17 protein-coding genes are annotated in these 17,280 nt (G+C 41.6%); 5 read left to right on the forward strand and 12 right to left on the reverse strand.

The window, feature by feature from the left end; translation table 11 throughout:
- Position 1: 1 nt before the first annotated feature.
- Positions 2-1,540, reverse strand: coding sequence for an ABC transporter substrate-binding protein (locus AABJ44_RS09675; protein ID WP_338368753.1), 1,539 nt, complete (start codon positions 1,538-1,540; stop codon positions 2-4).
- A gap of 107 nt (positions 1,541-1,647) precedes the next feature.
- Between AABJ44_RS09675 and truB the strand changes: the two genes are divergently transcribed.
- Positions 1,648-2,661 (forward strand): tRNA pseudouridine(55) synthase TruB, encoded by a 1,014-nt coding sequence (gene truB, locus AABJ44_RS09680; RefSeq protein WP_338368755.1) that lies wholly within the window; start codon positions 1,648-1,650, stop codon positions 2,659-2,661.
- On the opposite strand, the gene ruvC is transcribed toward truB, so the two are convergent.
- Together ruvC and AABJ44_RS09690 are read right to left on the reverse strand one after the other, a co-directional pair.
- On the reverse strand, positions 2,634-3,254 hold the full coding sequence (gene ruvC, locus AABJ44_RS09685) for a crossover junction endodeoxyribonuclease RuvC (protein ID WP_338368756.1): 621 nt from the start codon (positions 3,252-3,254) through the stop codon (positions 2,634-2,636). The genes truB and ruvC overlap by 28 nt on opposite strands.
- A gap of 118 nt (positions 3,255-3,372) precedes the next feature.
- Complete coding sequence (locus AABJ44_RS09690) at positions 3,373-4,116, reverse strand: YebC/PmpR family DNA-binding transcriptional regulator (RefSeq protein ID WP_074931130.1); 744 nt, start codon at positions 4,114-4,116, stop codon at positions 3,373-3,375.
- A gap of 149 nt (positions 4,117-4,265) precedes the next feature.
- On the opposite strand from AABJ44_RS09690, the gene AABJ44_RS09695 reads away from it, so the two are divergent.
- On the forward strand, positions 4,266-5,933 hold the full coding sequence (locus tag AABJ44_RS09695) for a nucleoside kinase (protein ID WP_338368760.1): 1,668 nt from the start codon (positions 4,266-4,268) through the stop codon (positions 5,931-5,933).
- Positions 5,934-6,037: 104 nt separating this feature from the next.
- Here the strand turns inward: AABJ44_RS09695 and fliJ are convergent, their stop codons facing one another.
- The 9 genes from fliJ to AABJ44_RS09740 all read right to left on the reverse strand — a co-directional run bounded on the left by fliJ (position 6,038) and on the right by AABJ44_RS09740 (position 13,957).
- Entirely contained in the window at positions 6,038-6,472 is a 435-nt protein-coding gene (gene fliJ / locus AABJ44_RS09700) for a flagellar export protein FliJ (RefSeq protein ID WP_338368762.1), read from the reverse strand.
- A gap of 66 nt (positions 6,473-6,538) precedes the next feature.
- Positions 6,539-7,957, reverse strand: coding sequence for a FliI/YscN family ATPase (locus AABJ44_RS09705; RefSeq protein ID WP_074640073.1), 1,419 nt, complete (start codon positions 7,955-7,957; stop codon positions 6,539-6,541).
- A 15-nt stretch (positions 7,958-7,972) separates the two neighbouring features.
- A complete protein-coding gene (gene fliH / locus AABJ44_RS09710; protein WP_074640072.1) occupies positions 7,973-8,905 on the reverse strand; it encodes a flagellar assembly protein FliH in 933 nt (310 codons plus the stop codon).
- Positions 8,906-8,924: 19 nt separating this feature from the next.
- A complete protein-coding gene (gene fliG, locus AABJ44_RS09715; protein WP_022930906.1) occupies positions 8,925-10,037 on the reverse strand; it encodes a flagellar motor switch protein FliG in 1,113 nt (370 codons plus the stop codon).
- A 3-nt stretch (positions 10,038-10,040) separates the two neighbouring features.
- Positions 10,041-11,744 (reverse strand): flagellar basal-body MS-ring/collar protein FliF, encoded by a 1,704-nt coding sequence (gene fliF, locus AABJ44_RS09720; protein ID WP_074640070.1) that lies wholly within the window; start codon positions 11,742-11,744, stop codon positions 10,041-10,043.
- Between the two features lie 115 nt (positions 11,745-11,859).
- Positions 11,860-12,240 carry a flagellar hook-basal body complex protein FliE gene (gene fliE / locus AABJ44_RS09725; protein WP_338368766.1) on the reverse strand — a complete coding sequence of 127 codons (381 nt, stop codon included), beginning with the start codon at positions 12,238-12,240 and terminating at the stop codon, positions 11,860-11,862.
- Positions 12,241-12,271: 31 nt separating this feature from the next.
- Positions 12,272-12,730, reverse strand: coding sequence for a flagellar basal body rod protein FlgC (flgC, locus tag AABJ44_RS09730; RefSeq protein ID WP_338368769.1), 459 nt, complete (start codon positions 12,728-12,730; stop codon positions 12,272-12,274).
- Between the two features lie 12 nt (positions 12,731-12,742).
- On the reverse strand, positions 12,743-13,159 hold the full coding sequence (gene flgB / locus AABJ44_RS09735) for a flagellar basal body rod protein FlgB (RefSeq protein ID WP_338368771.1): 417 nt from the start codon (positions 13,157-13,159) through the stop codon (positions 12,743-12,745).
- Positions 13,160-13,249: 90 nt separating this feature from the next.
- Entirely contained in the window at positions 13,250-13,957 is a 708-nt protein-coding gene (locus AABJ44_RS09740; protein WP_338368772.1) for a PrsW family glutamic-type intramembrane protease, read from the reverse strand.
- A gap of 199 nt (positions 13,958-14,156) precedes the next feature.
- Between AABJ44_RS09740 and AABJ44_RS09745 the strand changes: the two genes are divergently transcribed.
- The 3 genes from AABJ44_RS09745 to AABJ44_RS09755 all read left to right on the forward strand — a co-directional run bounded on the left by AABJ44_RS09745 (position 14,157) and on the right by AABJ44_RS09755 (position 17,204).
- A complete protein-coding gene (locus tag AABJ44_RS09745) occupies positions 14,157-15,341 on the forward strand; it encodes an iron-containing alcohol dehydrogenase (protein ID WP_338368773.1) in 1,185 nt (394 codons plus the stop codon).
- A 103-nt stretch (positions 15,342-15,444) separates the two neighbouring features.
- The gene (locus AABJ44_RS09750; protein ID WP_338368774.1) at positions 15,445-16,440 is read left to right on the forward strand and encodes an NAD-dependent epimerase/dehydratase family protein; all 996 of its coding nucleotides are present in this window, start codon (positions 15,445-15,447) and stop codon (positions 16,438-16,440) included.
- A 17-nt stretch (positions 16,441-16,457) separates the two neighbouring features.
- Complete coding sequence (locus tag AABJ44_RS09755; protein WP_074640055.1) at positions 16,458-17,204, forward strand: SDR family NAD(P)-dependent oxidoreductase; 747 nt, start codon at positions 16,458-16,460, stop codon at positions 17,202-17,204.
- Positions 17,205-17,280 lie beyond the last annotated feature (76 nt).

A 17,280-nucleotide genomic window follows, 5' to 3' on the forward strand; every position in this document is an offset into this window, starting at 1 on the left:
CTTATTTGTTATTTGAATAGAAGGAATCAAGCTGCTTCTGTAATTCAGAAATGATTTTTTCTATTCCCGCTTTTCGCAGATCCTGTCTAAAATCAGTCACATACTGTACCGGATTAGGATTCTGACCGTAACAGATATTTCCCATATACTGACCATAAACATCAGCAACAGCATCAATTTCTGAACTTATATTCGACAAATCCCAGACAATCTGACCGAACGGATAGTCAATCTTATACTTACTGTAAGTGGCATTAATGCTATCAAAAACTTCCCAATTGGTACCGGTATCACGAACTTCAAGCTGATCATTTCGGCCCCACCAGTAGTTAGTAGTAATTCCAGGCACTCCCGGAACAGGCTCTCTTAAACCTTCCAAGTTTCTTGTAAACTGCACACCTTCGATACCATAGTTAAACAGCTTATAACATTCTTCATCATTACGAATTAAATCATAAACCATTAAAGCGCGTTCCGGATGTTTTGAAGCAGCAGAAATAGCCATAGCACCATGAGTAATTGTCTGATAAACGATATTTCCAGATTCCTCACCAAACCAGAAGAAACCTGAATCAGCACCCGGAACATTTTTCTTAAGTTTATTGTAAACCTGAGTATACCAGGTCTGTGTATGATGCTGTTCTACACCGACAAGACCTTCACAGAATTCATCGCGGTTACTTCTGTTGCCGTTACCATTAGTCATTATGTCCTTTGGCCAGAACCCCTGCTGATTCCATTCCCTCATAAGCTTTGCATATTCAACAAGCTCATTTCCTTCAAATAAAGGTGAATAGATTTTCTTCATGTTTGATTTTCTTGTTCCAAACATGTTTGTTGAAGTAATACCATCGGCGATTATAAAATCACTCTTAGACTGAATATAACCTTCCGGATGGAAAGAACTGGAAGCACCATCACTATCCCAAGGCATTACATTTTTATTTTTCTTTACGAAAGAAAGATATTTAGTCAGATCTTCCCAGCTGTGAACACCATTAAGGCCTGCTTCTTTAGCCCAGTCAGTTCGATACATAAAACCGTGGTTAGTCCACTGAGTAAAGTTATCTTCCGGCATAAGGTAAATCATTCCATTTACACGGCAGACATTCCAGTGCTCTTCCGAAACCTGAGCCCAGGTCTTTGGCGCATAAGTTTTAAGCATTTCGTCTGGCAACGGCATAAAATTACCAAGATTAACGTTTTTCCAGGCATCCAGCCAGTCAGTTGCAGTACCAATAAGATCCAAAGAACCATCTTTTTCTGACAGCTTAAGGTTATAATTGGTTTGATAGTTATTCCACGGAATGTAATAAATTTCCAGCTCGGCATTCACAAGTTCATTAAGCCTTTCATTCAACTTCTCCAGCATTTCTGAAGTTCCGCTGTCTTTTGGCTTATTACCTGTTGTAAGATATGTAATAATTACATGGTGATTAGCGATATCCGATTCCTGTGTCTGTTTATTATTTTTTCCACAAGAAATCAGACTAAACAATAATGTAAGTAAAAAGAAAGTCTTTAAATATTTCCGTTGCATACAAACTCCCATAAAGAAAAATAACAACTTCTTAATATTTAATATTAAATCCTGTTATAAATTTTCGCAACTTTTATTTTCCAGTTTTTTCTGATATGATTTACGGCATGTCACAGAACGGAATCTTATTATTTGCAAAACAACCTGGTCCAACTTCTTTTTCTGCAATAGGAACAGTAAAGAGAGCCCTTAAAACGACAAAAGTAGGACACACTGGAACTCTGGACAGTTTTGCACAGGGACTTCTTGTAGTTTGCATTGGTTCCCTTACAAAACTGGCAGGCAATATTACAGCCTTCGATAAAACATACAAAGCAGTAATAAGATTTGGAGAAGAAACTGATACACTGGAATTTACGGGAAAAACTGTAAAAACAGCTCCACTTCCTGCAAAAGAGCAGCTGGAAACGGCCGTTATAAAGTTCACCGGAAATATAATGCAGACTCCACCGCTTTTCAGCGCAATTCATATTGATGGAAAACGTGCCAGTGATCTTGCACGCGAAGGAAAAACAAAAGAGCTTCCAGCCCGTCCTGTTACAGTGTTTAAAGCTGAAATTGAAGACCTTAAACTTAATTCAGAAGGCCTTGTTGAATACGCTCTTATCAGTTTTTCAGTTTCAAAAGGAACCTATATAAGAAGCCTGGCCCGTGACATTGCAGCAGAATGTGGAAGTGCTGCTCATTTGCTTGGTTTATACAGAACTCAGGTAGGAAACTTTAATATAGAAGATTCTGCAGGTTTTTCTTTACTTGAAGATTTTTCAATTGATAATGTAATAAAGACTGCAGATGAGTTTCTAAAAAACAGTGAAACTCCAGTCACACAAAAAAAGGATTCAGAAGAGTTATACGCCGAAATAAAAAGCCATATGCTTGATTTTGATGAAGAAACCGCAAAAGTCTGTGGTTTTGAAACAACAAAAACAACCTCAGTCGAAGCAGATGCAAACTTTAAGAACGGCAAAAAACTACTGAGCGCAATGTTCACTACAAATCTCCACAGTTTTAAACCAGACACACAAATTGCAGTTTTTAGTCAAAACGAAAAGTTTTTAGGCTTGATATACAAAAATCCAGAAGGTCGGGTATCTTATAAATTTGTCATTCCGGCAGAATAATGAAGATGAGTTATTGCTCCGGCCAGTGCATCGGCCGCATGATCCGGCTTCGGCTCAGTTTTTAACCCCAGCAGAATTTTAACATACCGCTCCACCAGTTCCTTATCAGCAGCGGCCGTTCCCGTTACCGCCTGTTTAATCTGGTTCGGCTGGTACTCACCGAGTTTTATATTATGCTGCACAAGGCACAGTGTTACCACACCCTTCGCCTCTGCAACGCTCAATGCAGAAGTTACGTTTCGCGCAAAATACAGAGTTTCCATTCCAGCTTCATCCGGCTGAAACTCGTCAATCACCGCACATAAACGACTATATATAGTAAGAAGTCTCTCTCCATGCGGCTGGTCAGCTTTTGTAGTGATGCAGCCATAACTAACCATACGGTAGCGGCCATCATAAAAGTCAACAACACCAAAACCGGTATTCGCAAGTCCAGGGTCAATACCTAGAACACGGCGGATACGACGTCTTTCGCGCGTTCCCGGCCCTTTACTGGAACTCGCCCCATTAACACCAGCCACGGCTGCATTATGAGAACTCAAACAATCTTCAGCTTTTTCACTTCCCGGCAGAGAAGAAAACTTTTCACTCATAAAACTATTATCGGACAAAAAAAATCCGCTCCTTAAGAGGAACGGATTCTTTACCTAAGCAAAATGGTAAATGCTAAAAAATTGCTCCATGTATTCGCAATTTTTTTTAACGCATTTTCTATGCTTCAGGCTCGAAGTCATCAGGATATTCAGCTGTGTGGTATACGTTCTGAACATCATCGTTGTCTTCAAGACGATCGATGAGGCGCTGAACCTTAGCAGCAGTATCCTTATCAACTGGAGTATAAGCATCTGGAACCATTCCTACGTCAGCAGAAAGTGTTTCAAATCCTTTTTCCTGAAGAGCTTCAGCAACACCAGAGAATGCATCTGGAGTTGTTGTTACAGTTATGATTCCATCTTCGTTTACGATATCATCAGCACCTGCTTCAAGAGCAACTTCCATTACTTCGTCTTCGTTTACCTTTTCAGCATCAAGTTCAATTGTACCTTTGCGCTGGAACATACGAGAAACCGAACCAGAAGTTCCAAGGTTTCCACCGTTCTTAGCAAAAATGTTTTTAACGTCAGCAGCTGCACGGTTCTTGTTATCAGAAAGAACTTCAACCATTACAGCAACTCCACCTGGAGCATATCCTTCGTAGAGATACTCTTCGTATGCTGCTCCACCGTCTTCACCAGTACCTTTCTTGATAGCACGTTCGATGTTATCTTTAGGCATGTTTGCAGCACGAGCTTTAATAATTACAGTTCTCAAGCGAGGGTTAGAGTTAGGATCCCCTCCGCCCATACGTGCAGCAATAGAAATTTCCTTAATAAATTTTGTGAAAATCTTACCACGCTTTGCATCGGCCAAACCCTTTGCATGTTTAATGGTGGCCCATTTACTATGTCCTGACATTAGGAACTCCTTTAAAATAAATTACAGTCTTATCCATATAAAATAACATAAATGTGAAATTTGTTCAATATTATACATTTTACAAATCAGAATTTACCCCTTATAATAGAAGAATCGAAGAGAAAAATAACAACTGAGAGGTGACTATCATGAATGATATCAGCATTACATTTATAAAAGACGGAAATGAAATAACTAAAAAACTTGTTCCTTATGGTACTCCGGTTTCTGTACTAACCGGAAATTTTGGTATTCCAGATAGAGAAATTTATGCAGTACGAATAAGTAACGAAATCTGCCCGCTTGATATGCCGCTTACTTATGATGCAATCCTCGAAGCAATTCCTGCTAAATCAAAAGATGGAGCTGCCGTTTACAGACGTTCACTTTGTCTTATGCTTGCGGCTGCTGCTCACAATCTGTTTCCAAAGGCTCGACTTCTTGTAGGACACAGCCTTGGTTACGGCTACTACTACACTCTTGAAGGTGCCAAGAAAATCACAGAAAAGGAAATCAAACAGCTTACAGATGAAATGAAATCTCTTGTTGAAAAGGATATTCCTATCACAACTGAATCAATTCCATATGCAAAGGCTGCAGAACTCTTTGAAAAACTCAATCTTGTTGAAACCCGAAAGCAGATTAAATACAACTGTCCGCCTACAATCAAAATCAATACAATTGGAGATTTTTCTGATTTGTATTTTGGACCTCTTGTACTTTCTACCGGTGTTCTAAAAACATTTGAACTTATGAAATACGGCGAAGGTTTCTTACTCCGCTTCCCTAAATCATCAGATCCGGACAAGCTCACAGAGTTTAAGGACCAGCCAAAGCTTTTCGAAATCTACAGTAAGTATAAGGAATGGGGAAAGCGCATGAATGTAACTTCTGCAGCTTCTCTCAACGAGCTTATCGGAAGCCGTAAGATTAATGATTTTATTGAAATCACAGAAATCTATCAGCAGAAAAATATTTCTAAGATAGCTTCACAGATTGTAGACCGCAAGACAGTCCGCGTAGTTTTAATTGCAGGACCTTCTTCTTCAGGTAAAACTACATCTGCTAAAAAACTTGCACTTGAACTTCAGGCTATGGGCTACCAGCCTAAGGTAATCAGCCTGGACTGCTATTATGTAGGCCACGACAAAACACCTCTTGATGCAGACGGAAAACCAGACTACGAATGTCTTGAAGCTCTGAATATTGAACTTTTGAACAACCAGCTTGTAGATCTTTTTAATGGAAAAGAAATTACAGTTCCAACTTATGACTTCCACACAGGAACCGCATATTTTGAAGATAAGAATAAGATGACTCTTAAAGACAATGAGATTCTTATTATGGAAGGAATCCACGGTCTGAACGACAAACTCACTCCAAAGGTTGCTCCAGAACTCAAGTTTAAGATTTATCTTTCTGCCCTCACCCAGCTCAACCTTGATGACCACAACCGCATTTCTACTTCAGATAACCGTCTTATCCGCCGTATTGTCCGCGATAACAATTTCCGCGGCAAGCCTGCTGCAGGAACTATCGAAATGTGGCCAAGTGTTCGCCGCGGCGAAGAGCTTCACATCTTCCCATTCCAGAACAATGCGGATGCAGTTTTGAATACAGCGCTTGATTACGAATTGTCAGTTTTACGAGTATACGCAGCTCCACTTCTCCGTCAGGTTACTCCAATGCAAAAGGAATACGCCGAGGCAAGACGTCTGCTGCAGTTCCTCGAGAACTTCGCAACAATTTCGCCAAGTGCGGTGCCGCCAAGATCAATTATCCGTGAGTTTATTGGTGGATCAGCGTTTAAGTATTAATAAAATTCCTCACAGAGCAAAAGAGGACACAGAGTTATAATTTATAATAAAAAAACTCCGTGTCCTCTGTGCTCTCTGTGAGAAATTCTTTTTTTGTGAAGTCTTTAGTTCTGTGAGAAATTTATTTTATTTTTGACTTCGTCCAGTAATTCTGCTTCTTCGTAATCGGCAGCAGCTTTCCAGTCGGCGAGCTGCTTTTCTTTTAACTTTTCAAGGGCTGTTGTTTTTTTCATGCATTCGCGAAGGACTTCGCGTTTCTGTTCGGTAACGAGTTTTGCTTCAGCAAGCTGTTTGAGCAGTTCTTCTTTCTGATATTCCAAAAGATTGTTGTACTGGCTTTGAGCCATCATATCCTGAAAATTCAGAGAACCCTTCATCTGGGCTTTTACTGAGGCATAATTCTGTGCGATTTTTTTTAGATTATCATTGATTTCGGTTTCTACAGCGAGAGCCTTTGCAAGTTCGCCTTCGGCCTGCTGTTTTTCGAAGTTGCGGTATTCGAGGACTTTCTGTAATTCAAAAACAAATTTCTTTGCCATATGGATTGCTTCGCTGCGCTCGCAATGACGAGGCCATTTATCACTTCTCTGCCACTCGAAATGACGCTAGGCTTCCGTTTGCTTAATACTATCTGTAATTTGGGCAGTGTATGGAATATCTAATGCTGGCGCTTCAACATATTCACTTTCTGGAATCTCAATTCCTGTAAGAGCAGAAAGTTTTTCCAGAGTTTCTTTCATTGGACACGGCTCGTATTCTTCCTGCTTAAGGAATTCCTCAATTTCCATGTGCTTATCTATAGCCTGGTCGATTTCTGGAGAATTACCCTTCTGATAAATTCCAGCTGTAATCATTGTTTCGTTTTCACTGTAAGTTGCCATCCAGGTGCGGAGTCGTCCAACAGCCTTACGGGTTTGTGCACCACTTACACGCTTAGAAAGTCGAGAAATAGACTGCAGAACATCAATTGCAGGATAATGATAAGCCTGAGCAAGTTTACGGTTCAAAACGATATGTCCGTCGAGAGTACCGCGAACCTTATCTGTAATCGGCTCGTTCATATCATCACCATCAACAAGAACTGTATAGAAAGCTGTAATAGAACCTTTCTGATTTGTACCAGAACGTTCGAGCAGCTTTGGAATCATATCAAATACACTTGGCGGATAGCCCTTCTGTGCAGGAGGCTCACCGTTTGCAAGTCCAATCTCGCGCTGTGCATGAGCAAAACGTGTAACTGAATCCATCATCAGCATAACGTCTTTGCCCTGGTCACGGAAATATTCTGCAATGGCTGTACAAACCTGTGCGGCACGAAGACGGCAGATTGAAGGCTCGTCACTGGTTGCAACAACGAGTACGGAACGCTTCATTCCTTCTTCACCAAGGTCGCGGTTTACGAAGTCCAGAACTTCGCGGCCACGTTCACCAATCAAACCGATTACGTTTATATCAGCATCTGTATTACGAGCAATAATACTGAGAAGTGTTGATTTACCAACACCAGAACCTGCAAAGATTCCAAGACGCTGACCTTTTCCAACTGTAAGAAGAGAGTCGATGGCACGCACACCTGTAGAAATGCGACGGTTAATATCTGTACGCTCATTAGGAGCTGGCGGATTTGCAACTGCAGGATAATAAGTTTCCGGAACAATTTCTCCCTTATCATCACAAGGACGTCCAGAAGCATTTATCATTCTTCCTAAAAGCTTTGGTCCAACAGGTACCATAAGACTTCGGCCGGAAGCAACAACCTCGCAGCCAACTTCTATTCCTTTTGTTTCACCGAACGGAGCAAGTTTTACGATTTTTTCATCAAGACCAACAACCTCTGCCTGAAGTAGTTTTCCGTCACGCAGTTTGATTGTACACATTTCGCCGATTACAGAACGAGGTCCTTCACTTTCAACTTCAAGACCTTTAACTGCAACTACACGGCCAGTGTAAAGGATGGTCTCTGCATCAACAACTTTTTCGAGATATTTATTAAAATCAAAATCACCGGTATAGGTAGAACGCACAGTACACCCCCTTCACTACTCAGCCGAAGTAAGAGGATCCTGGCGCTTGATATTTTTTACAGGAGAAACTTCAAGAATCTTATTTTCAAGTTCTGTAAGCTGACTTGAGATACGTGCATCGATAGCGCCGAAATCTGTTTCAACAATACAGCCGCCCTTTTCAACAGCAGAATCTTCCTGAACTGTAATTCCCTGAACATTTTCAACATGCTGAATAAACTCGTCTGCGTGTGCTGTAGTAAGCTTTACATCTTCAATATTAACACGAAGAGTTACGTTACCACGGGTCTTTACCTTGCGCAAAGCAGCAACAGTATTTGCCATAATAACGTTCTTCTGATTTTCAGAAAGAATCTTAATAACCTTGCGGGCCATCAAAATTACAAGTTCAACAATCTGGCTTTCTGTATCCTGCAGGATTTCCTCACGGCGCTGCATTACAGCTTCGAGAACTTTGTGCATTCTTTCAATAAGGCGCTCAACTTCAGCTTTACCCTTTTCGTAGCCCTCAGAACTTCCCTGCTCAAAACCTTCTGAGCGTGCATCTGCAACAAGTTTATCATGCTGAGCCTGAGCTTCAGCGACAATCTGTGCAGCTTCTGCTTTTGCTTTTTCTATGATTGAAGCAGCTTCATTTTCTGCATCTGCTTTTATAACGGCTGCCTGATCTGTCTGGCGTTTTACTTCTGCAAAGGCTGTATCTTCAGCAGCTTTAATAATGCGTTCTGCTTCCTTCTGAGCATCTGCTTTAAGCTGCAGTTTTTCCTGCTCGAACTGAAGTTTATACTCTTCAGCTTCGCGTCGCAGATCTTCTGCAGTTGGACCTGTATAAACTTCTTCCTCTTCAACTTCGACATCTTCAATCGGAGAATAATCTTTATAAAGAGGAAGCATTACTTTTTCTTCAATATTTTTTGCTTCACCAGGTCTGAAAACTGCCTTTGCCATACTTTATTCCTTCTGCAAATTATGATACAAGTTCGTCTTCGCCAGAACGAGCAATTACGATATCACCATTGTCTTCGAGACGACGGATGATAGATACAATCTTCTGCTGAGACTCTTCAACGTCCTTCAAGCGGACAGGTCCCATGAATTCCATATCTTCCTTAAGCATAGATGCGGCACGCTTAGACATGTTACGGAAGATTTTATCCTGTACTTCGGTATCAACTGATTTAAGCGCTTTTGCGAGTTCCTGCTGGTCGACATCGCGAAGTACCTTCTGAATAGCACGGTCGTCGAGCATAACGATATCTTCGAATACGAACATTCGCTTTTTGATTTCCTCTGCCAGATCCGGATCGTCCTCTTCGAGAGATTCGATAATAGACTTTTCAGAAGAACGGTCAACAAGGTTGAGGATTTCAACGATTGCTTCAACACCACCGGCAGCAGTGTAGTCTTCTGAAGACAGTGTAGAAAGTTTCTTTTCCAATACGCGTTCAACGTCGCGCAATACATCTGGAGATGTACGGTCCATTGTTGCAAGTCGCTTTGAAACTTCGGCCTGCATATCTTCTGGCAGGTTCTGCATGATTACGGCAGCCTTTCCAGGTTCAAGGTAAGCAAGAATCAAGGCAATTGTCTGCGGATATTCCTGCTGAATAAAGTTCAAAAGATGTGCCGGGTCTGTACGGCGGATAAAGTCGAACGGACGAACCTGAAGACTTGAAGTAAGGCGGTTGATGATATCGATAGCTTTCTGAGAACCAAGAGATTTTTCGAGGAGCTCGCGGGCATAGTCGATACCACCGGTTGTGATGAAGTTCTGAGCATTCATGAGCTCCTGGAACTCTTCAAGTACGGCGTCTTTAAACTCAGGATTTACTTTTTCCTGACGTGCAATTTCAAATGTAAGTGTCTCAACTTCGTCTTCGCGAAGGTGCTTCATGATTTCAGCAGAAACTTCTGGTCCAAGCGAAATGAGGAAGATGGCAGCCTTCTGGCGACCAGTTAAACTTTTATAATCCTTATTGCCTTTTTTTGATGATGAACCAGAACCGGCCGGCTTAAGCTGACCTGGTTTTGGTACTGGCTTTGGATTTGATTTCGGTGCTTCTGTAGCTTCGTCTGACATAAACTATTCCTCCATCAACCATGTTCTTATGAGCATAGCAACATCTTCCGGATGTTCCTTTGCCATGGAAATTGCATTTTCCTGGAGTTCCATACGTCTTGTCTCTTCGACAGACATTGTAACTTCCATTCCATCGTCTTTTGCTTCCCAAAGTGCACGCTCGCGGGCTGCCTGCTGCTCTGCAAGAAGGCGGGCTTCTCTTTCGCGGCGGCGGCGTTCCATTTCGCGGCTGATAATACGGAAGAGGATAAAGCCAACAAGAACAACAACAATTGCAATAAGAATAAGAAGTATTGTACGTTTTCTCTGAATTGCTGCAAAGTATTCTGCATCCTCTGCTTCAAACTCATCATCACGGTCATAAGCGATGTTTGTAACTTCTACACGGTCACCGCGGGTTCTGTCATAACCGATTGCACCCTGAATAAGGCGAACAGCTTCTGCCATTTCTTCTGTAGAAACCGGAGTATATTCACGCTTAATTGCACCGTCTTCAATAATGAGATTTCCATTATTATCTTTTACCTTCTTCCATTTTCCGTCGAGGTTGACAGAAACCGAAATCTTATCGATTTTTGGAGAAGAGATTTCTGAAGTCTGTTTTGTGTTAATTACATTGTTCTGTGTAACTCCAGTTTCTGTTGAACGGCCGATTACATTTGACATATCAGAATAAACAGGAGGAGTCTGACCTTCTACACCTGCTGGTCCTTCCGGATTATAACCAGTTCCCTGCCATTCCTTAGTAACAGTCTGCTGACTGATTGGAAGTGTATCACGGTATTCTGAGTCATCATATGGTGTATCAGGATTATCCGGCTTAATTACGATTGGAGAATATTCTGTTGCTTCACTTGTTTTCTGCGACATATCCATTTCAATGGCAACGTTCATGTCGCGGCAGCGGTCTTCACGGAATGTTTTCTGAAGAGCTTTAAGAATCTTTGCACGAAGTTCAACTTCCTGCTTACGGATAAGCTTCTGCTGCTTTTCGATAATGCTTACACGGTCACTTTCAGCCATGCCTTCAAAATCATTTACCTGATTACCATCTACGTCTGTAATGATAAGATTTTCTTCTCTCAAGCCTTCAACAGCAGAAAGAATAAGGCGCTGGATTCCAAGAACGCGTTTTCTATCCTGAAGCAGTGTACTCTGAGGGGTTGTTTTAATAATTACACTGGCAGTTACAGGATTCTGATCTGCAGTAAAGAGCTGATTTTCAGGCAAAACAATATTTACATCTGCAAGCTGAATTTCGGCAATTGATTCGATATGCTGTTTCAACTGCTTTTGAATAGTATTTTTAAGTTTTACGTTCTGATCTGCATCTGTTGTAGACCAGCTTCTGTCATAGAAACCTGCCCAAGGATCAACCGATGACGGAACAAGGTTTTCACTAATAAGAATCTCTCTCATGCGGCGGGCAGTTCTATCGTCATCTACAGAAATGTAACCGGCATCATTTGTATATGCATTTACATTTTCCTGCGACAAACGGTCAAGAATTTGAGTCAAAGAAGTCTGATCTGTTACTGGAGCATTAAAGAGTCGGACAGTGGAAGGCTTTGCAGAAAGCTTCACGGACGCAACTATGACTATGATTACTATTACGATTATGCCAACTAATATGACTTTTTGAATCGGCTTCCATTTGGACCACATATTTTTGAGTCCATCTGTTACCTTTTTAAGCCATTCGTTCATCTGTCCCCTCCCGTGAACGAATTTTAAAGAAATTTATACTAAATTTAATTAAGTATAACATAGGAAGAGAAATTTGACAATAAAAATGTTAACTAACGTTAATTATTTTGAAAAACTATCGGGTAGTAGTAATCTCGTTCCATCCGGTAACCAGACGGTCAATTACAGTCTGCGCAAGGTTCAGGCTCTGGCGGGCTTTTGCCATTGCAATTGTTACATCATGAATATCAACATCATCAGGATCTGTAATGAGCTTTTCCTGAACTGCAGTAACATCCAGCTGCTGGCTGTTTACAGTGCTCAAGGCATCAAGAAGATATGACTGGAAAGATTTTGACTCACCTGCACGTTGAATCGAAGCAGCTTCTGTTCTGTTTAGTTTTTCGATTGGCGACATGCCGGGAATATTTGCAGTAAGAGGCTGAATCTTTCCCTGTCCAAAATGAGCTTTATCTGTGCGCACCATCTGAAGGGTGCCGAAATCTTGAATCTTCATGTTTCCCTACCCGTTTATAATTCTACACCCGTTATCGTCCGATTTCAAGTGCTGCAGAGAACATATCCTTTGCACCGTCAACAACTGTTGCATTTGCTTCGTAAGCACGTGAGGCAGAAATCAAATCTACCATTTCGTTTACGATATTTACGTTAGGATATTCAACATAACCTTTATGAGGGCCACTCTGATATGCATCAGGATGGGTTGGATCATAAACAAGACGTCCCTCAGAAGTATCTTTTGTAATCTCCAAAACCTTTACACCTTTTCCAGGACCATTGTCGAGGCTTGAAGGAGTAAATGGTGTTCTCCACTGTGGATTTGCATCTGCAACAGGACGCATTACAACGGTAGATTTTTTGAAAGGACCGCCGTCCTGTGTACGTGTAGTCGAAGCGTTTGCAATATTATCAGAAATTACATCTGTTCTGAGTCTTTCAGCAGCCATTCCGGTTGCGGCTATGTTAATACTAGTAAAAAGTCCCATATTTTAGCTCTCCTATTTCTTCATTGCGGTCGATACCTGATCAAACTCAAAGCTTGTGAGCTGGGTGAGCATGCGGTACTGCATCTGAATCTGGAGGATATTGTTTGCTTCAGTTTCTGCATCTACGTTGTTACCGTTTGCCTTTGCTGTAGTTGTGTAATCGAGAACACGACGAGGCTGAACATCACGGTAATCGTATGGAACATTTACCTGAATATGGCGGGAATCTGTTGTTGTAAGATGAAAAGCATTCTTAGCTTCTTTTTCAGAATCAAGAGCACGCTTAAGTTCACTTTCAAAGTTTACTGTTGAACGCTTAAAATTAGGAACCTCACTGTTTGCAAGGTTATTTGCTGTAACCTGATAGCGCAATGAAGTTACGTCCATTTCACGCTGAAGCAGGTCAATTGAACGGGTGAAACTGTTCATAAACTATTTTTTCCTCCTCTGATTTTTGTTTACATCTAGTTGATTTTCGGAATCTGGAGGAAAAGGTTTAGGAATTTTTATCAGAAAGATTTACAGTGGTCTATCTGTACGGAATTCATGCTTAATAATGCGCCATGCAAAGAAATCAAGCAGAATAACATAAATATAGAAGACATACTGATATCCAAGCGCTGCTACCTGTTCAGAAAGGAGGAAATCATAAGCTCCATGAATCAGCATAGGAATACCCAATGCAAGAAGTTTACAGAACTTCATTCTGCCTGTTTTACCATCCAGCCAGAAAGTTTTTGCACGGCTGAGCCAGTAGCCCATGAAAACGCCGAAGGTTGCATGTCCCGGAATAGCAAAGATAGCACGTCCAATAGAAACGCCTGTTCCATAAGAAACTACATACAAAATGTTTTCCAGCGCTGCAAATCCTAAAGAGGCAGAAACTGCGTAAACAATTCCATCATATCTGTAATCAAAATTCCTGTTTTTCCAGACAATCAGCATAAGAACAAGCCATTTAGAAAATTCTTCTACCAGAGCAACACCAACTGTATTTTCCATCCATACAAACAGAATTGTTGCAGGATCATAATACATACTGATCATTGAAATAAGAAAACGTTCTGCAGCAGCACAAGGAATAGAAAAAATTGCCCCGTAAATAACAACCTTCAGAACAAAGTTTAATGGCTCACGCTCGTTTTTATCGAGTAAATATACATATCTTAGAATCAGAAAAACCGGAAGCAAGGCCGGAATCAGAATAAAATATAAAATGAATTTCATGATTTTATTGTACAACGAAGATTTAGCGAGGTCAATTTATCAGGCCACAGGTGGGAATTTTATGAGCCGGCGGCGGACAATTATATAGATTTATACAATTTAATCAGAGATGATTTATTTTTGATTTTGCGAAAAACGGGGTAAAATGATTGTACAAAATATAAATCACCGTAAACGCGGACTTTTAAGGAGATTTTTGATGGATAATTTTACATTTTATAGCCCAACTAAGTTTGTTTTTGGAAAAGATACTGAACAGCAGGCAGGTGCACTTGTAAAGGAATTTGGTGGAAGCAAGGTTTTGCTTCATTTTGGCGGTAAATCTGCAGAAAAATCAGGTCTTCTTGGAAGAGTTCGAGAATCTCTGAAAGGAGCCGGTGTTGATTTTGTAGAACTCGGTGGAGTTCATCCTAATCCTCTTGATGATTTAGTTTATGAAGGAATAGATTTGTGCCGTAAGAACGGCGTGGACTTTATTCTTGCTGTTGGCGGAGGTTCTGTAATTGACAGTGCTAAAGCTATTGCAATGGGCGTTTGCTATGATGGCGATTTCTGGGATTTTTATTCATATACAGCACAGCCAAAAAAGGCACTTCCAGTTGGAACTGTTCTCACAATTGCAGCTGCCGGAAGTGAAGGTTCCGGTGACTCTGTAATCACTAAAAAAGATGGAATGATAAAACGCGGAACAGGCGGTGAATGTATCCGTCCTAAGTTCTCTATTTTGAATCCTGCATTGACACAGACTCTGCCTGCATACCAGACAGCGTGTGGTGCAACAGATATTATGGCTCACGTTTGCGAGCGTTACTTTACAAACACAAAGGATGTAGAAACTACAGACCGTTTGTGTGAAGCAGTTCTGATGGCTATGATCCACGAAACTCCTAAAGTAATCGCTGACGCAAATGATTATGAAGCCCGCGCTAACATCATGTGGGCCGGAATGGTTGCTCATAACAATATCGTTGGTGTTGGCCGTGACCAGGACTGGAACAGCCACGGAATTGAACATGAACTTTCAGGCCTTTATGACTGTGCTCACGGTGCAGGACTTGCAGTTATCATGCCTTCATGGATGGAATTTGTTTATAAGCATGATGTAATGCGTTTTGCTCAGTGGGCTACACGTGTTTGGGGCTGCAAGATGGATTTTGCTGATCCGGAAGCTACAGCACGCGAAGGTATCAAGCGTTTCCGCGAGTTCCTTCACAGCATCGGTATGCCTATCAATTTTACTGAGCTTGGTGCCAAGGAAGAAGATATCCCTACTCTCGTAAAGAAATTCGGTCTGCCGGAAGGCGGAAGAACCGGCGGATTCGTAAAGCTGAGTTCTGAAGATATTGCTGAAATCTACAAGATTGCGGCTAAAGCTACATTATAAAGGATTTCTCACAGAGGGCACAGAGGCCACAGAGGGATATAATAAAAAAAATATAACTCTGTGTACTCTTTAGCTCTGTGAGGATTTTTTTTCAGGAGGATTCATGAAAGTTCTATTCATAGGCGGAACCGGTACAATCAGCATGGCAATTTCTAAATTGATATTGGAAAAAGGCTGGGAGCTGTATCTTATAAACAGAGGAAACCGTAATAACGATGAGCGTCTTAAAGGTGCGCATTTTATTACAGTTGATATAAATGATGAGAAAGCAGCGGCAGAAAAGCTTGCAGGCATGCAGTTTGATGTAGCATGTGATTTTATTGGCTTTGTACCTTCACAGCTGGAACGCAACTATCGCCTGCTTAAGGGCAAGGTACGTCAGTTTTTGTACATCAGTTCTGCTTCTGCTTATCAAAAGCCTTGTGGAAACTATGTAATCAGCGAAAAAACTCCGCTTGCAAATCCTTACTGGGAATATTCACGCAATAAGATTGCCTGCGAAGACTATCTGATGAAACTTTACAGAGATGAACAGTTCCCTGTAACAATTATAAGACCGAGCCATACTTATGATGAACGTTCGGTGCCACTTGGAGTTCACGGCGACAAGGGCAGCTGGCAGGTTGTAAAGAGAATCAAAGAAGGAAAGCCTGTGATTATTCATGGAGATGGAACTTCGCTCTGGACAATCACACATAATTCTGATTTTGCAAAGGGCTTTGTCGGATTGATGGGAAACATTCACGCAATTGGTGAAGCATTTCAGATTATGAGCGACGAAAGCGTTACCTGGAATCAGATTTACAAGTGCATTGCAGCATCGCTTGGCGTTGAGCTTAAGCCGATTTATGTTTCATCAAGCTATCTTGCAGCACATTCTGATTACGACTTTACAGGAAGTCTGATTGGAGACAAGGCAAACTCTGTTGTTTTTGACTGCAGTAAACTGAAGACACTTGTACCGGACTTTGTTGCAACCAAACGCGCAGATCAGGGAATCAGAGAAACTGTTGAATATGTTCTTGCACACCCTGAATGCCAGATAGAAGACCCGGACTTTGATAAATGGTGCGATGAAATAATCGCAAAAATGAACTAAACATACAGGAGCTGACAATGGTTGACGTAAAAGGAAAATGGGCGCTGGTTACCGGCGCAAACCGAGGAATCGGATATAGAATCGCAAAGTTTATGGCCAGCAAAGGCTGTAATCTGATTTTACACAGCCGCTCACTCGAGCATACTAAGGCCGTACTTGAAGAAGTCCGAGCAATGGGCGTAGAAGCTTACGATATTGCTGCAGAACTCAGCGATCTTTCTCAGGTAGAAGCAATGATGAACGAAATTGAAAAACGCGGAAAGCCGGTTGATATTCTTTTCAACGACGCCGCAGTTCAGATTGCTTACCGCACAGACTACTGGAAAACACCGGTTGAAGATTATTCAAAGAGCTTTGTAATCAACACAATTGCTCCGATGATGCTCTGCTACCGCTTTATTCCAAAGATGATTGAACGCGGCTGGGGCCGTGTAATCAACACAACAAGCGGAATCCGCAACGAACCGGAACAGGCCGGCTACAGCGCAAGTAAAGCAGCCCTCGATAAAGTAACATCTGATATCGGTGGTAAACTCGACGGCACAGATGTCTGCATCAACCTCGCAGACCCGGGCTGGTGTCGCACAGACCTCGGTGGTCCGAACGCTCCAAATGATCCTGACAGCGTAATTCCTGGAATTGTTGTCGGAGCTTTCATTGATGACAAGAAGAGCGGCCGCTGGCTTGGTGCACAAGACTTTGCAGGCCTCACACTTGAAGAAGCAGTAAAAAAAGCTGCAGATTATCCGCAGCTTTTTAAGTAGCAATACACTATATTGAAAAAGTCCTCCTCTCCTTCTGATTCAGCTCGCCTAGGCTGAATCAGTTTCTTTTATGGAG

The sequence above is a fragment of the Treponema bryantii genome, from assembly GCF_036492245.1.
Taxonomy (GTDB): domain Bacteria; phylum Spirochaetota; class Spirochaetia; order Treponematales; family Treponemataceae; genus Treponema_D; species Treponema_D bryantii_C.

Coding starts and splice junctions, on each gene's coding strand:
- AABJ44_RS09740 (WP_338368772.1), bottom strand. CDS start 13,957: ATGAAATTCATTTTATATTTTATTCTGATTCCGGCCTTGCTTCCGGTT.
- flgC (WP_338368769.1), bottom strand. CDS start 12,730: ATGGGACTTTTTACTAGTATTAACATAGCCGCAACCGGAATGGCTGCT.
- AABJ44_RS09745 (WP_338368773.1), top strand. CDS start 14,157: ATGGATAATTTTACATTTTATAGCCCAACTAAGTTTGTTTTTGGAAAA.
- fliE (WP_338368766.1), bottom strand. CDS start 12,240: ATGAAGATTCAAGATTTCGGCACCCTTCAGATGGTGCGCACAGATAAA.
- ruvC (WP_338368756.1), bottom strand. CDS start 3,254: ATGAGTGAAAAGTTTTCTTCTCTGCCGGGAAGTGAAAAAGCTGAAGAT.
- AABJ44_RS09695 (WP_338368760.1), top strand. CDS start 4,266: ATGAATGATATCAGCATTACATTTATAAAAGACGGAAATGAAATAACT.
- AABJ44_RS09690 (WP_074931130.1), bottom strand. CDS start 4,116: ATGTCAGGACATAGTAAATGGGCCACCATTAAACATGCAAAGGGTTTG.
- fliJ (WP_338368762.1), bottom strand. CDS start 6,472: ATGGCAAAGAAATTTGTTTTTGAATTACAGAAAGTCCTCGAATACCGC.
- truB (WP_338368755.1), top strand. CDS start 1,648: ATGTCACAGAACGGAATCTTATTATTTGCAAAACAACCTGGTCCAACT.
- AABJ44_RS09675 (WP_338368753.1), bottom strand. CDS start 1,540: ATGCAACGGAAATATTTAAAGACTTTCTTTTTACTTACATTATTGTTT.
- AABJ44_RS09755 (WP_074640055.1), top strand. CDS start 16,458: ATGGTTGACGTAAAAGGAAAATGGGCGCTGGTTACCGGCGCAAACCGA.
- fliG (WP_022930906.1), bottom strand. CDS start 10,037: ATGTCAGACGAAGCTACAGAAGCACCGAAATCAAATCCAAAGCCAGTA.
- fliF (WP_074640070.1), bottom strand. CDS start 11,744: ATGAACGAATGGCTTAAAAAGGTAACAGATGGACTCAAAAATATGTGG.
- AABJ44_RS09750 (WP_338368774.1), top strand. CDS start 15,445: ATGAAAGTTCTATTCATAGGCGGAACCGGTACAATCAGCATGGCAATT.
- fliH (WP_074640072.1), bottom strand. CDS start 8,905: ATGGCAAAGGCAGTTTTCAGACCTGGTGAAGCAAAAAATATTGAAGAA.
- flgB (WP_338368771.1), bottom strand. CDS start 13,159: ATGAACAGTTTCACCCGTTCAATTGACCTGCTTCAGCGTGAAATGGAC.